This is a genomic window from Planomonospora sp. ID67723, from assembly GCF_015711605.1.
Lineage (GTDB): Bacteria > Actinomycetota > Actinomycetes > Streptosporangiales > Streptosporangiaceae > Planomonospora_A.
Window position 1 is genome coordinate 1,263,485 of record NZ_JABTEZ010000002.1, and the last position, 14,844, is coordinate 1,278,328.

Annotated in this window: 13 protein-coding genes; 3 read left to right on the forward strand and 10 right to left on the reverse strand. The window is 70.9% G+C overall.

Features of this window, described 5'->3' with window-relative positions:
* Positions 1 to 68: 68 nt before the first annotated feature.
* The 6 genes from HS041_RS18340 to HS041_RS18365 are packed head-to-tail and all read right to left on the reverse strand — an operon-like array spanning position 69 to position 7,441.
* Positions 69 to 1,895, reverse strand: a complete 1,827-nt coding sequence (locus HS041_RS18340; protein WP_196441874.1) for a GH39 family glycosyl hydrolase — start codon at positions 1,893 to 1,895, stop codon at positions 69 to 71.
* Positions 1,888 to 3,381, reverse strand: a complete 1,494-nt coding sequence (locus HS041_RS18345) for a glucoamylase family protein (protein ID WP_196441875.1) — start codon at positions 3,379 to 3,381, stop codon at positions 1,888 to 1,890. The genes HS041_RS18340 and HS041_RS18345 overlap by 8 nt, the downstream gene beginning before the upstream one ends.
* A complete protein-coding gene (locus tag HS041_RS18350) occupies positions 3,378 to 4,247 on the reverse strand; it encodes a carbohydrate ABC transporter permease (protein ID WP_196441876.1) in 870 nt (289 codons plus the stop codon). Before HS041_RS18350 ends, HS041_RS18345 begins: the two co-directional genes overlap by 4 nt.
* On the reverse strand, positions 4,244 to 5,185 hold the full coding sequence (locus tag HS041_RS18355; protein WP_196441877.1) for a carbohydrate ABC transporter permease: 942 nt from the start codon (positions 5,183 to 5,185) through the stop codon (positions 4,244 to 4,246). The genes HS041_RS18350 and HS041_RS18355 overlap by 4 nt, the downstream gene beginning before the upstream one ends.
* A gap of 1 nt (position 5,186) precedes the next feature.
* The gene (locus tag HS041_RS18360) at positions 5,187 to 6,437 is read right to left on the reverse strand and encodes a sugar ABC transporter substrate-binding protein (RefSeq protein ID WP_196441878.1); all 1,251 of its coding nucleotides are present in this window, start codon (positions 6,435 to 6,437) and stop codon (positions 5,187 to 5,189) included.
* On the reverse strand, positions 6,434 to 7,441 hold the full coding sequence (locus HS041_RS18365) for a LacI family DNA-binding transcriptional regulator (RefSeq protein ID WP_196441879.1): 1,008 nt from the start codon (positions 7,439 to 7,441) through the stop codon (positions 6,434 to 6,436). The genes HS041_RS18360 and HS041_RS18365 overlap by 4 nt, the downstream gene beginning before the upstream one ends.
* A 280-nt stretch (positions 7,442 to 7,721) precedes the next feature.
* Between HS041_RS18365 and HS041_RS18370 the strand changes: the two genes are divergently transcribed.
* Complete coding sequence (locus HS041_RS18370; RefSeq protein WP_196441880.1) at positions 7,722 to 8,789, forward strand: glycoside hydrolase family 19 protein; 1,068 nt, start codon at positions 7,722 to 7,724, stop codon at positions 8,787 to 8,789.
* A 231-nt stretch (positions 8,790 to 9,020) separates the two neighbouring features.
* Here the strand turns inward: HS041_RS18370 and HS041_RS18375 are convergent, their stop codons facing one another.
* From HS041_RS18375 to HS041_RS18385, 3 genes are all read right to left on the reverse strand, one after another.
* Entirely contained in the window at positions 9,021 to 10,289 is a 1,269-nt protein-coding gene (locus HS041_RS18375; protein WP_230879116.1) for a HEAT repeat domain-containing protein, read from the reverse strand.
* 128 nt (positions 10,290 to 10,417) lie between these two features.
* Positions 10,418 to 10,807: a DUF4406 domain-containing protein gene (locus HS041_RS18380; protein WP_196441882.1), complete on the reverse strand. Its 390-nt coding sequence runs from the start codon at positions 10,805 to 10,807 to the stop codon at positions 10,418 to 10,420.
* A gap of 39 nt (positions 10,808 to 10,846) precedes the next feature.
* Positions 10,847 to 11,632: a DeoR/GlpR family DNA-binding transcription regulator gene (locus HS041_RS18385; protein ID WP_196441883.1), complete on the reverse strand. Its 786-nt coding sequence runs from the start codon at positions 11,630 to 11,632 to the stop codon at positions 10,847 to 10,849.
* Positions 11,633 to 11,842: 210 nt separating this feature from the next.
* On the opposite strand from HS041_RS18385, the gene HS041_RS18390 reads away from it, so the two are divergent.
* On the forward strand, positions 11,843 to 12,925 hold the full coding sequence (locus HS041_RS18390) for a hypothetical protein (RefSeq protein ID WP_196441884.1): 1,083 nt from the start codon (positions 11,843 to 11,845) through the stop codon (positions 12,923 to 12,925).
* Positions 12,926 to 13,027: 102 nt separating this feature from the next.
* A complete protein-coding gene (locus HS041_RS18395) occupies positions 13,028 to 13,528 on the forward strand; it encodes an NUDIX domain-containing protein (protein ID WP_196441885.1) in 501 nt (166 codons plus the stop codon).
* A gap of 31 nt (positions 13,529 to 13,559) precedes the next feature.
* On the opposite strand, the gene HS041_RS18400 is transcribed toward HS041_RS18395, so the two are convergent.
* On the reverse strand, positions 13,560 to 14,795 hold the full coding sequence (locus tag HS041_RS18400) for a sensor histidine kinase (RefSeq protein WP_196441886.1): 1,236 nt from the start codon (positions 14,793 to 14,795) through the stop codon (positions 13,560 to 13,562).
* Positions 14,796 to 14,844: the final 49 nt, after the last annotated feature.

Genomic DNA, 14,844 nt, shown 5'->3' on the forward strand with positions numbered 1-14,844 from the left:
ACCGCCCCGGCACGCTCCGGGGCCTGCCCGGGCCGCGGGCGAGGCGGTCGTGGACGGGGAGAAGCGGATCAGCCGCGGGGGAGGAGCTCCAGGAAGGACATGCCGGGCATGGGGAGGTGGAAGGCGGTCTCCACCTCCCCGGCGACGGGTTCGACCGTGTAGGGGGCGTGCAGGTGGTCGAGCTGGTCCGCCTCGCGGAGCGTCTCCCACTGGTCCGGCGTCGGCCATGCCCCGCCGTCGCGGATCCGGCCCCACACCGAGGCGATGTTGGAGTGCTCCTGGTCCACGCGCAGGTGCCGCAGCTCGTAGCGTCCGGCGTCCAAGCCGGTCAGCCGCACGGTCACGTGCCTGTCCAGCAGCGGGTCGCCCGCGGCCTTGGACTGGTCCAGCGTGCCGTTCCAGACCGCGAGGGTGACCCTGCCGTCGTCGTCCCCGGCGGCCCATGCCTCCACCATGGCGCCCGCTCCGTCACCGTCGCAGTCCACGGCCACCTCGTGGCGGCCGAGCCGTTCGAGCAGGGCGAGCACGTGGAAGCGCGGCTTGCGCAGGTTGCCGACGGTGAGCAGTCCGAAGCCGCCGTGCAGCAGTTCGGAAGGGCGGCCGAGCTCCTCGAAGTGGTCCGACGCCACCCAGTAGGACAGCGCGTCGATCCGCCCGGCCGCCGACTTCATGCCCCTGGCCAGGAAGACCGCCGCGAACGCGGCGTCGCTGACCTCGTTGAAGTGCACGGGGGTCACGCCCCATTCGGTCCACCAGATGGGCGTCCCCGCCTTGCCGTACCGGTCCAGGACCGGGCGCAGGTCGAGCGGCGGGCTGCCGTAGGTGTGGGTGGAGACGAAGTCGACGGGCTCTCGTGCGGAGGCGAGCAGTTCGTCCACCCAGCCCGCCGCGGCGGACGAGGGGCCGCCGACGCGCAGGGCGGGATCGACCTCCTTGACCGCTCGCGCGGACACGTCGTACAGGCGGATGTACTCGGCCGGGGTGCCGCTCCAGAACACCTCCAGATTGGCCTCGTTCCACACCTCGAACGACCACCGGTCCCGCACCTCGGCGGCGCCGTACCGGTCGACGAGATGGGCGGTGAAGGAGCGGATCAGGTCGCCCCAGCGCTCCCAGTCCTTGGGCGGCGAGACGATCGCGTCATAGGCGAAGACGGTCTTCGCGGGGTCGCAGGCCAGGTCGCGGGGCATGAACGACAGTTCCACGACCGGCCGCAGGCCGATCTCGAGCAACCGGTCGTAGACGCGGTCGACGCCGCTGAAGTCGTACGGCCTGCCTTCGCGGTAGACGCCGAGGTCGTCGCAGAGGATCCCGTGGGCGCGGACCGTCTCCACCCCGAGTTCGTCACGGGCGATCCGGAGGGCCTCGGTGAGCTCCCGGCCGATGGGGCGGCCGCCGGACAGGTCCGGGCAGAGCATGTGGCTGAGGTGCTCCGAGCCGATCATCGGCCGCCAGGGGCGGGGCAGCTCCCGCACGACGTCGCGGGTCCGCACCGCGATCCGCACCTCGCCGTGCGTCCCGGCGTGAGGAGTGGCCGGTACGGGCGCCGACAACTCGCCGACCGCCTCCACGCCGGCGACCGCCGCCACCGCGTACCAGGCCTCCTGGCCCGGGACACCGGTCGTGTCGGCGTACGGCGGGTGCGGTACGGCCAGGACGTCCCGGCCGAGGTGATCGACCGGCTCGTACGGCGTGCCGGGCCCCGGGGCCCGATGGACCAGATAACCGGCGGCGCCCTCGACGGGTTCCCAGGTCAGGGTCACCTGGCCCTGCCCCGGCCGGGCCGCCAGCCCCGCCGGGGCGGGCAGCCGGGGCGCCCCGGCCGGCGCTTCCCCGGACCGGCGGCCGATCCGCTCTTCCCAGTCGCTTCTGGCGTCGGACGTCGCGCTAGACATTGAACTCCTCGATACGCAGCAGCGGTTTGACGGCCCGTTCGACCTGGCCTCGGGTGAAGTAACGGCGTAGGGCGTCGCGGCCCAGCAGGTTGCCGAGCGCGGCCATGATCATTCCTTGGTCCAGTGCGAGGTGGCGTCGCGCGACCGTTCCCGACCGCACGGCGACGGCGTCGTAGAAGCCGCCCGGTCCGTAGGCGTCGAAGTCCCGCGCGATGCGGGCGAGGTTGTCCACCGCCTCGCGCCTGGCGTACGGCAGCGCCAGGAACACCGCGTGCGGGGTGACGACACCGTCACCGTAGGAGGCGGGCTCGGCCTGGGCCGGCCGGCAGTCACCGAAGCCGTGGTCGACCGTGGTGCGCTCCTGGTCGGAGGTGTAGCCGTCGGACTGCTGGCCGATCGCGTCCACGCCGTACTCGCGGTAGCCGCCGGCCGGGTTGCTGGCCGGGGAGAAGCCCCAGTAGCCGTACTTCGCCTCCTGGAGGCCGTGGATGATCTGCGCCCGGACGTGGCGCGGGTGGTTGATCCCCCAGCTGCGCGGGCCCCACGTGGACTCGGGCACGAACAGGTCCGGCATCAGCTCCTCGAACATGTCCCCGCCCCAGGTGGGGACGAGCTGGAGGCCCTTGTACCGGTAGGCGCCCTCGAACACCGGAACGCCCATGTGACTGGTCCACGACCCCACGGGCTTCTGCTCGGCCCAGCCCCAGTCGCAGGTGTCGGGCAGTGTGCGCCACAGGGCGAAGTAGTGCTCGGCGGGGATCTGGCCGAGGGCGATGCCGATGTAACTGGCGATCCGCGGCTCGCTGTTCAGCGTGTCGTAGTGGTGGCAGGTGTAGAAGACGTCCTGGCCGCGCCCCCGGTAATTGCCCTGCACCGAGCAGCCGGACGGCTTCACGTCCCAGAACCCCCCGCGCAGCGCCCCCGCCTTGACATCCGGCCCGCGCGAGACGGGGTTGTAGTAGAACCCGAAGTCCATGGGCCTCAGCAGCGCCTCGGCCTGCCCCCTCAGCGCGGGTACGGCGTTGCGCACCACCATCAGCGCGGCCGCGAGCCAGCCGTTGTCCACACTCGACAGGAACGGGTGGACGGTGCTGCCGTCATCGGGCCAGGTGCGCAGGACCGCTCCGCTGGCGGGGTCGTACCAGTTGTAGAACATCCCCGACGGCCCGTGCCGCTCCAGCGAGGCCAGCGCGGCCAGCGTCTTCGCGATCCGCCCGTGGGCCTCCCGGGGCTTGATGATCCCCAGGTCACGGGCCACGACGGCGCTCCACATGTAGGCGCCGATGTTGGTGGGGGAGGTGTAGCGGCTCGGCGTGGTCAGCGTGCCGTCGATGTTGTCGGCGATCAGGTGCGTGCCGGGGTCGACGGAGGCGGTGAGAGAGCGCCAGGTGTCCCTGGCGTATCTCATCAGCGGGTCCTCCCGCACCGGGGCGGTGAAGGCCGTGCAGAGCAGGGCGGCACAGACGATGGCGATGATCCGTTTCATTTCAGTCCCGTCGTTGCGATGCCTTGGACGAAGAAGCGCTGGAGGGCGACGAACACCACGAGGACCGGCACGACCACGACCACGGCTCCGGCCAGCAGCAGGCCGAACCTGGTCTGGTTCTGTCCGATCGAGTACAGGGCGAGGGCCACCGGAAGGGTGTACTTCTCCTCGCTCTGCGCCACGACCAGCGGCCACAGGAAGCTGTTCCAGGTGCCGAGGAAGGTGAGGATGCCGAGGGTCGCGAGCGCGGGCCTCGCCAGCGGCGCGACGATCCGCAGGAAGATTCGGATTTGTCCGGCGCCGTCGATCCGGGCCGCGTCGATGACCTCGTCGGGCAGCCCCGAGATGTACTGCCGCATCAGGAACACGCCGAACGGCCCGGCGAGGAAGGGCAGGATCATGCCCAGGTAGCTGTCCACCAGGCCCAGGTTGCTGACCAGCACGAACAACGGGACGAAGGTGACGGCTCCCGGGACCATGAGCGTGCCCAGGACCAGCGCGAACAGCGCACGCCTCCCCGGAAAGTCGATCTTCGCCAGCGCGTAGCCGAGCATCGAGCAGAACACCAGGTTGCCCAGGGTGACCGCGCCGGTGACGATCAGCGAGTTGACGAAGTAGCGGGTGAAGTCCAGACGCTCGAACAACTCCCGGTAGTTGTCCAGCGTCGCCTGGTCCGGCAGCCACGTCGGCGGCACCCGGCGGATCTCGGCGTCGGTCTTGACCGAGCCGGACAGCATCCAGGCGAACGGACTCGCCGCCGCGACCAGTGCGATCGCGAGCGCCGCGTGGACCACCCATGCCCGGCCGCCGGCCGACCGGCTCTGCGCGCGCCGCTTCCCGCGGGCCCCGGAGACGGCCGCCGTCATGTCCTGGGCCTCAGCAGCCGGAACTGGACGACGGTCAGCACGACGATCGCGACGAACAGCACGTAGCCCATGGCGGCCGCGTAGCTGTAGTTGCCGAAGCCGAACTGGTTGTAGATGTAGTAGGAGACCGAGAGCGTCCTGTTGAGCGGCCCGCCCCGGGTCATCACGAGCGGCTCCTCGAAGAACTGCAGGTAGCCGATTCCGGTTATCACGGTGCCGAACAGCAGGGTGGGCCGGAGCATCGGCAGCGTGACCTCGCGGAAGCGCGCCCACGGTCCCGCGCCGTCGACCTCGGCGGCCTCGTACAGCTCCCGCGGGATCGACTGGAGCCCGGCGAGGAAGACGACCATCAGGTAGCCCATGTTGCGCCAGGCCGCCATCAGGATCAGGGCGGGCATGGCCCACACCGGGTCGGCGAGCCAGTGCGGACCGTCGATTCCGGCGAGCCGCAGCAGCTGGTTGACCGGGCCCGTGTCGGGCTGGAGCAGGAAACGCCAGACCACCGCGACCGCGACGATGCTGGTCACCACCGGCAGGTAGAACCCGACGCGGAAGAAGGTGCGCAGCCGTGTCACGCCCTTGTTGAGCAACACGGCCACGGCCAGTGCGCACACGATCGTCAGCGGTACGCCGATCACCACGAAGTAGAGCGTGTTCACCGCTGCCTGAAGGAACACCTCGTCCCGCAGCAGCCGCGTGTAGTTGTCCAGCCCGACGGGGTTCACGGCGAGCGGGTCGCGCAGGTCGGCGCTGCGCAGGTCGGTGAGGCTCATCAGGAGCGAGGCCAGCACCGGTCCGGCCATGAAGGTCACGAACAGCACCAGGAACGGCAGGGCGAAGCCCCAGGCGGCCAGGCCCCGCCGCGTCCGGTCGCTCATGCCCGCCCTGCGCGGTACGGCGGGGGCCGGCGCGGGATCGCGGGCGGTGCGGACGACCATGTCAGGGTCCGGTCCCGATGGCCGCCGCCTTCTGCTGCATCGCCTTGAGCGCCGCGTCGGACGGCATGCCGGCCTTGACGGCCTTCTCCAGCTCGCCGTCGATCACCGCGGCCACCTGCTCCCAGGTCGGGACGGCGGGCGGCGCCTGGGCGTCGCCCAACTGCTCGCCGAAGAGCCTCAGCATCGGGTCGGTGATGCCGCTCCAGCCGTCCTTGACCGCGGGCAGGTCGTTCACGGTCCGGTACCACGTGGCCTGGACCTCCGGCCTGGACAGGTACTCCACGAACTTCCAGGCGCCGTGGCGGTTCCTGGCGTCCTTGAACACCACGAGGTCGGCACCGCCGACGAACGACGCGCCGGTCCGCTCCCTGGGCATCAGCGCCACGCCGAACCTGCCGTCCAGCTTGCCCTTGGCCTGATCCTTCAGCACCCCGATGTGCCACGGGCCGGAGACGAACGAGGCGATCTTCCCGTCGATGAAGCCCTGCTCCAGCTCGCCGGGCTGCAGGGCGGCGGGGGAGAGCCTCTTCCTGAAGTACGACAGGTAGTAGTCCAGGGCCCGGGCCATCTCCGGGGTGTCGAGGGTGAACGCGCCGTCCGCGCCGGTGATCGAGGCGCCCCGCTGCCAGGCGAACGGCAGGAACGTCTGCCAGGCGCCGGTCCCACCGGGCGGCAGGCTGATGCCGTACGCGGCGCCGCCCCTGTCGCGCAGCGCCGTCACGAAGGACGTGAGCTCCGCCCAGTTCGCGGGTGGCTTCACTCCGGCCTTCTCGGCCAGGTCGGTGCGGTAGTAGATGAGCCGGGTCTCGACGTACCACGGGACACCGTAGGACGTGCCGTTCACGGTGGTGGTGTCCCAGGCTCCGGGGAAGTAGGCGTCCTTGTCGAAACCGGCCGGTGTCGGATCGAGCGCGCCGGTCGTGGCGAACTCACCCATCCAGGTCGTGCCGACCATGCTCATGTCCGGGGTGGCGCGCCCCGCGATCGCGGACGCGATCTTGTCGTGGGCTCCGTCCCAGGGGATCGCGGTGACGTCGACCTTCACGCCGGGGTTGGCCGCCTCGAAGCCCTCGGCCAGGACCGACAGCTTCTCGCCCTCGGTGCCCATCGCCCAGACGGTGACCGTTCCCCGCGCCGGTCCCGCACCGGTCTCGGCGGGCCGGTCCGGGGGGCCGCCGCCGGCGTTCCGGCCGCATCCGTTCAGTGCGGTGAGCGCGGCGATCGTCACCGCGACGGTGACCAGGCGTTTCATGTCTCCTCCTTGGGGTGGGGCCCGCAGCTCGAACGGACGACGAGCTGGGTGGGAAGGATGTCGTGGTGCGGTTCCCCTCTCGCTCCGGTGATGCGTTCGTCGAGGAGCCGTGCCGCGCGGGCTCCCAGCTCCCGCATGGGCTGCCGGACGGTGGTGAGGCCGGCGTATCGGGCCGCCATCACGTCGTCCCAGCCGGTGACGGGCACACTCCCCCTCGTGGCGCGGGTCAGGCCGAGCGCGACTTCGTCGTTGCCGCAGATCACCGCGTCCGGCTTCTGCAGCCGCACGGCCTCCGCGGCCCGGAACCCGCCGTCCTCGTCGAAGCCGCAGGTGATCGGGATGATGGCGGGGATGACTTGCCGGACCCCTTCGAACCGCTCGGCGAAGTCCGACGAACGGTCGGCGTCGCCGAGGAAGACGAAGCGCCGGTATCCGTGGCCGAGCAGGTGATCAGCGAGCCGTGCCGCGGAGTCCCGGTTCTCGGTGGTGATCGTGTCGACGTCGGCGACCGGCGGACGAGCGATCAGCACGACCGGCGTGCCGGTCGCCGCGACCTCGCGGACCGTCTCGTCGTCCACGGTTCGAGTGCAGACCACCAGTCCGTCCACCCGCGCCGCCAGGTCCAGGACCATGTCCCTGGCCGTGGGGCGGCCGTGGCTGGACAGGATGAGCACCGAACGGCCGAGTTCGGCGGCCACGGACTCGTAGCCGAGGACGACCTCGGCGTAGTAGGGGCCGGACAGGTCGGGGAAGACGATGCCGTTGGCGGCGTGCTGGCGCTCGGCGAGCCCCCTGCCCAGGTGGCTGGGCCGGTATCGGAGCTCGGCGACGGCCTCGCGCACCCGCTCGGCCGTGCCGGGGGCGACGGGGATGGTGCCCCGCAGGACCCGGGAGACGGTCGCGATCGACACACCGGCCCGCTCCGCGACCTCGTAGATCGTCGCGGTTCTCCGGCGGGCTTCCCCGCCGTCCGGATCCCTGTGGGGTGACGGTGGCGATTCCATGGTCGGCACACTGGCACATGTAAGCGCTTACAACAAGACCGATTCCGATCTTCCTGCCGGGGTCGTCGAGAAGGCCCCGTTCTGTCTCCCTCCGGCCGTGCATGCACACGCGCGGTCAAGGCTTGTGGGGCAAGGAGGTCAAAGTTAGCATCGAAATATCTTTAGGAAACTTTCCTAAGAGAAAACCTCCGGTCCGCGAACCTCCCGCACCGCTACAGCGCGGACGCGGACCGGAGCACCCCCCACGCTGTACGGGCCTGCCGTACGAAGGAGTGATCAAGTGTTACGACTCCGCATTCTGGCGTCCATCGCCTCCCTGGCGCTCGCGGGCGCGCTCGCGGTCGCCATGCCGGCCGCCTCGGCGACCGCCGAAAGCTGCGCGAGCCCGTGGAGCGCGTCGGCGACCTACACCGGCGGCGCGACGGTCTCCCGCAACGGCCACAACTGGTCGGCGAAGTGGTGGACCCAGGGTGAGGCGCCGGGCGGCGCCGACGTCTGGGCCGACAAGGGCGCCTGCGGCGGCACGGGCACGCCGCCCCCCTCCGGCGGCTGCTCCTACCCGAGCTGGGTGGCCGGAATCTGGTACGCCGCGGGCAGCATCGTCACGTACGCCGACGGCAGTCTCTACCGCGCCGAGCACGACAACCCGGGCTACGACCCCGTGATCAGCACGTGGTACTGGGAGCCGTACACCTGCGGCACCACGCCGCCCACGAACCCGCCGGCCTCCGGCTTCGTCGTGAGCCAAGCCCAGTTCGAGCAGATGTTCCCCAACCGGAATCCCTTCTACACCTACAGCGGCCTCACCGCGGCGCTGAGCGCCTATCCCGCCTTCGCCGCGACGGGCAGCGACACGGTCAGGAAGCAGGAAGCCGCCGCGTTCCTGGCCAACGTGAGCCACGAGACCGGTGGCCTGGTGCACATCGTGGAGCAGAACACCGCCAACTACCCCCACTACTGCGATGCCGGCCGGCCCTACGGCTGCCCCGCCGGTCAAGCCGCCTACTACGGCCGCGGCCCGATCCAGCTGAGCTGGAACTTCAACTACAAGGCGGCGGGCGACGCGCTCGGCATCGACCTGCTCCGCAACCCGTGGCTGGTCCAGAACGACTCGGCGGTGGCCTGGAAAACCGCCCTGTGGTACTGGAACACCCAGACCGGCCCCGGCACGATGACGCCCCACAACGCCATGGTCAACGGCCACGGCTTCGGTGAGACGATCCGCAGCATCAACGGCTCCCTGGAATGCGGCGGCCGCAATCCCGCACAGGTCCAGAGCCGCATCAACGCCTACCAGCGGTTCGTCCAGATCCTGGGCACCACCCCGGGCGGCAACCTCAGCTGCTGAACCCGATGCACGCGGAAGGGCGCGGCCCCGGCCGTGCCCTTCCGCATTTCCACGGTGCCGGACGATGACCGGGGCGGCCCTGCCCGACCAGATCACCGACATCCTGATCACCCGAGAAGGGGCCGATCCGGCGACGCCGCCAGCCGAGCCGAACGGGCCGGGACCTCCACCTGACCGGGCGGCGGTCGGAGCGGGTTCCCGGGACGCGCCCACTGGGCTGTCCGCAGCCCGTCAGCCCAGCTGCTGAAAAGTGGAAGGCGGGGGTTGTTCCGATGTGTCGAGCCCCGCGTAGGCGCGGCACTCCACATGCGTGTCCGGGAGATTCCAGGCCTCCAGAATGGAAGTGAAGTTCAGCCAGCGCCAGGTCTCCGGCCCGAGCTCGGCCAGGATCCGCACGGCTCGCCGTTGCAGGCCGGTCAGTTCCGCGAAGGGCGGCAGCGGACACGGTGCGCCGTCCGGGAACACCAACCGCAGCGCGGCGGCGGCCACCGGGAACGCCGCGACCTGCGAGGTACGCGACAAGCCTTCCAGTACGGCGTCGATGATCTCGACGGGCAACCGGCCGCTCAGCGCGGCCAGCGTCTGGGCCGAATAGCCGCGCACATCACCGCTCATGAAGCTGATCTCCGCATTCGTGTCCGTCGTCGGCGGGTCCACGCTCGCCGCCGCCAGCACACCGATCACCTCAGGCTCGACGACGCCGAGCCGCACCAGCGCCGTCGCGGCGGCCCAGCGCGATACTGGTTCAGAACCGCTGAGATGGTCACGCAATCGTGGAGTCAGCTCCGTAGCCGAGAGCAGGCCGGCGGAGATGATCGCATCGGCTATGACGCCGGTGACGGATTCACGTTCGAGCAGTGCCTCCAGCGCGGTGATGGAACCGGCCGCCTCCTCGGGGAACCAGCCCAGGAGATAGGCGGTGGCGGCCCGGACCAGCGGATCGTCATCGTCCAGCAACCCGCGCAGCGCGGGAACCTCGGCCCGTACGGCGTCGTAGGCGTCCAGCTCGGCCTGCGCGGACCGCAGCACCCGACCGTAGTCGTCCACCGCCCGATGCACGCTCCTGCCGCGAGATTCGCCTTCGTCGCGTGCGGCATCGACCCACATGTCGAACTTGCGTAACTCCGCGGCCGGATCAGCGGAGCGCATCCGGCCGAGCTCCGCCCGCCATCCCGCGATGTCGACACCGCCCGGCAGCTGGCTCTCGTCGTATGCGATCGCCACCGCGACGAGCAGGTACACGATCCCGTTCCGTTCCGGGGTCGCCGGGTCGAGGGCCAGCTGTGCCAGGAACGGGACCGCGGGTGCAGTCGCCGGGTATCTGTTGCCCTGGTGAAAGATATTGCTGTACAGCTCGGGCAGGGCGCGTTCGCGCTCATCGGCCCGTTCCGAGCGCAACGCTCGCAGCAGCCCAGGAACGTCATCTGCGGGACCGTAGGCATGATCGAGGTCCGCCCAGGGGACCTCGTCCAGTCCTGCCAGAACGTCGCTGTCGGTCATGGTGCGCAGTGTGCCAGCTGTCACCGACATCGCTTTACGGCCGACGGAACAGAGCCTTCGCAGAGCTGATGGCGGGCCGGGGGGAAGCCGGCCGCCACTCAGGACGAAAAGGGCTCAGCGACCCGGAATCACGGGCCCTCAACAGAGCCTGGAGCGGGCGGCACGTCGTCGATGTCGGCGAAGACGGCCTTGCCCTGCGCACGCGCCTGCTCGACCATGGCATCCGCCCCGGCGGACGGGCCGCCGATGCGCAGGACCGCGTCGCACCGGGACAACAGGCGCTCGGCGATGGGGTGGAAGATCTCGTTGAAGATCGCGTCGCCGACCCGGGTGGAACCGGCGAGTTCGATCAGGGGCAGTGCCATCGCCTCGCCGGTGACCGGCAGGTGACCGGCGCGGTACAGGCGCATGGCCGCGGCGTTCATCGCCGCCACGTTGGCTGCGAGCCTCACCGGATCGTCGCCGGTGCCCGAACGGTAGGGGCCCGCGACGAGGATCATCATCGAGGTGGTCGGCATGTGTCCTCCAGAAGGACAAACGGAGGCCGGAAGGATTGATCAGGCCCGTAAAACCTCGACGCCGGCATCGGCGATCGCGGTCAGGGTCTCGGTGGCCGTCCGGTCGACGACCGGGTCGAGGGCGGCGTCGTCGGTGACGAAGGTGTCGACTGCCGCCAGCTCCGCGACCTTGGCGAAGGCGCGTGCCCCCAGCTTGGTGCTGTCGGCGACCACGATGGTGCGCTCGGACCGGCCGAGCGCGGCCCGCTTGACGGCCGCGTCGTCGGGATCGAACTCGCTCCAGCCGCCGGTGTGATGGACGGCGCCGATCGACATCAGGAAGCAGTCGAAGCTCAGCGACTCCAGCGCCCGCAGAGCGAGGTAGCCGACGAGGCTGCGCTCGCCCGGGCGTGATTCGCCGCCCAGGACCAGAAGTCGAACGTCGGGCTGGTCGGCCAGGTGTGTTGCGGCCTGGAGGCCGAGCACGACGACGGTGAGCGGTGCGCGCGTGACCAGATGCCCCGCCACCTGTGCCATCGTGGTGCCGGCGTCGAGCAGGATGGTCTGCCCGGGCTGTACGAGCTCGGCGGTGGCCGCGCCCAGCCGGGCCTTGGTCGCGACCTGCCATCCCTCGCGCGCCGCGAAGCCCGCCGCCTCCGGTCGAGGTCGCAAGGCGACCGCCCCGCCGCGCACCCGGCTCACCAGCCCCCGCTCCTGGAGCCGGTCGAGGTCGCGGCGGACGGTCATCTCCGACACCCCGAGCCGGCTCGCCAGCTCGGTGAGGGTCACTTTGCCCGCTCCTCGTACCAGGCGGAGCGTGAGGTCGAGTCGATCAGCGATGGCCACCCTCCCATCTTCACACAGCGACTGTTAGATATGGAAGATACGTGTTAAAAACGGCCGGGTGGCCATGACCGCGGGCCCGGAGCCGTACGAGGGCTCCGGTCGTGGAGGAGCCGTTCGGTCCTGGGAGAAGATCCGGGATCACTCGACGGATGCCGCAACGGCCTCGTTCCGGTACAGACTGAGGAAATGATGGTCGAACGCGTTCGAAAGATGCGAGTCGCTGACAAGACGCTCATCACCGGCCTCATCGGCGTCCTGGGCGGACCGGGACCAGACCGCGGCGGCCGCGAACGCGCCCCGGCCTTCGGCATGAACCCGAAGACGTGGGCGAGCGCGGCGCTGTTGGTGGCGGCGGGTTGCGCAGCGGTGTTCCTGGCCGTCTGGACGGTCGAGGCCGTCGCCCCGGTGGCCGAGGTGCAGGCGGTCATCGCCGCCGGCATCGACCATGGCGAAGCGGACTATGACGACGAGGTTCCCGGCGACGGCCCGTCCCTGGAGGGGACACCCTACGACGACGAGTACATCACCGAGGCGCACACCGCCGACGGCCGGATCATAGATCTCGGCGCCCCGCCGGGGGTGCGGGCGAAACTGGCCATGGGCGAGCCGGTCGTGGTCGCGCTGTCGTCGGTCACCGGTCGGCCCGTCACGGTTCGCACGACCGAAGGCGATCTGAGCCTGCATCACTCCGCCGACAGGATGGTCATCGTGGCCGTCGCCGGAGCACTCATCGCCGCGGCCTCGTGGAACCGGAGGAGACTGCGGCGGGTCATGTCACCTGTGGTGTCGGTAGCCCTCGTCGTCGCCGTCACCGGCACGGGCGCCGTATCGCTCCTGCCGGAACCGGTACGGCAGGCTGCCGGGATCACGCCGGTGGACGCCATGGGCATCTACGGCGATGCGCGGCACTTCCCCAGACGGGTCGTCCGCATCGGGCAGGAAGCGACCTGGCCTGGCTTGACCCTACGGGTGGACGGTCCGGTGACCACCGGCCCGCCCCCCGGGGCACCGTCATGGCTGGACGGTTTCCGGGTGATGGTCGTGCCGGTCAGCGTCACCGGATCGGCCCGCACCGGCCATGTGCGCACGCTTTTGATCGGTGCCGGTCAAGGCAGGGCGGAGCTGGTGGACGGCCCTGCCTGCGGTGGTCTGCCGGGCGCGTTCGACGGCACCACCACCGGTCGGTCGACCGCCGGCCCGATGTGCTTCGCGGTGCCGCCCCGGTTCGAGCCGCGGTATCTCGTCATCGAGGAGGAGGACTCTGTCGCCGTCGCGCTGACGTCGGTCCCGTGACCCCGGGCGGAGATGCGGGCCCGGTGGGCGCGGCCGGCGCCGGAGCGGCGCAAGGCGTGGGCGACTACGCGGGGGACGCGGTGACCCGGTACCGTCACGACCATGACGACGCAGGACTCGTCCGCGGTGCCGCTCGATCCGTACGCGGCGTCGCTGGGACGCAAATGGGTCTCCTCCGGCGCGCTGATCCGCGATGCGGCGGGTGCGGTGCTGCTGGTCGATCCGGTCTACAAACCGCAGTGGGACGTGCCCGGCGGCGTCGTCGAGGCCGGGGAGTCCCCCACGGCGGCATGCCGCCGGGAACTGGCCGAGGAACTCGGCCTGGACCGGCCGACCGGACGCCTGCTGGCGGTGGACTGGATCGCGCCGCGGCCCGGCTGGCCGGACGGGATGATGCTCCTCTACGACGGCGGCGTCCTGACCCCCGGCGAGATCGCCGCGATCCGGCTGCCGGCCGACGAGCTGGCCGGCTGGATGCTCGCCGACCCCGACCGGGTGCCCTCGCTGGTGCCGGCGGCGCTGGCCCGGCGGATCGCCGCGGCTCTGCGGGCAGCGGCCGACGGCACGGTGATCTCCCTGGACGGCGGTCACCCGGTGGGCTGACCGCCCGCCCGCAGCGCCCTGCCGGCGGTTCTCACCGGACGACCCGGCCGGACGGGCGGGTGGACGCTGCCGTGCCGGCCTCGGTGGGCGGTGGGGCGGCGGGCAGGGTGATGGTGAAGCAGCTGCCCGGAGCGGCCGGAGCGTAGCCGACGTCACCGCCGTGGGCGCGGGCCAGCTCCCGGGTGATCCACAAGCCCAGTCCGACCGATTCGGGGTTGGCGTCGGCGCCGCTGAACCGGGAGAACAACACCTGCTCCTTGTCTTTCGCCACGCCCGGCCCGTGGTCGCGCACGTGCACGGCGACCATGCCGTCGGCGACGGGTTCGGCGCTGACGGCGACCGGCAGGGCGCCGTGGCTGACGGCGTTGGCGACCAGATTGATGAGGATCTGCTCCAGCCGTTCGGGGTCGGCGCGCACCCGCAGGCCGTCGGGCACCTCGACGGCGACCGGGTCGCTGACGTACCCGACGGCCTCGCGCACGGCCCGGAGCAGGTCGACGGTCTCCACATCCAGCCGCAGGCCGCCGTGGACGTCGAGGCGTTCGGCGTCCAGCAGGCTCGCGGACAGACGGCGGATCCGGTCGATCTGCCGTAGCGCCATCGAGGCGATCTGGTCGCGTTGGGGCGAGGGGAGGTCGGGGCCTTCTTCGGCGAGGATCTCCACGGCGAACTGCGCCGACGTCAGCGGGGAGCGCACATCGTGGGCCAGGGTGGCGCTGAGGGCGGCCCGCCAGCGTTCCATCCGCTCGACCTGGCTGTGGGCGCGCCGCTGGTGCTCGACCTGGCGGGCGATCAGCACCCCGACCGTCACCATGATCGGGATGAATATCACACCGCCGCTGATGGCCACGGGGCCGCGGTCGGCCGCGATCAGCGGGCCCAGATAGCTCACCGCCGCCGGCACCGCCAGCGCCAGCACCGCCCGGGGGGAGAAGTGCAGGCCGACCCAGGCGAACAGCAGCATGAAGAACGGGGCGATGCTCGTGGCCACCCCCTCGAACGCCCAGGTGGCCGTGGCCAGCAACGCCAGGGCGGGTACGCATAGCACCAGCGGCCCGTGGGACCCGAATCGCTGCCAAGGCAGCCACCACGCCGCGGCTGCGGTGATCAGGTCCACGACCGCGACCGTGCCGAGCAGGAGCGAATTCTGGGACGGCAGAACCATCCCGGCGGCGGCCAGAGCACCGGCCACCGCGAACAACAGCCCTGCCTGGCGGGCGGTGCTGCGGACGCCTTCGCCTAGAACGGGCCCGAGTCGGGTCATCATCCTCACCCTGCAGACATTCCCGTTTTATCCCAAGTGATGATTATGTGAG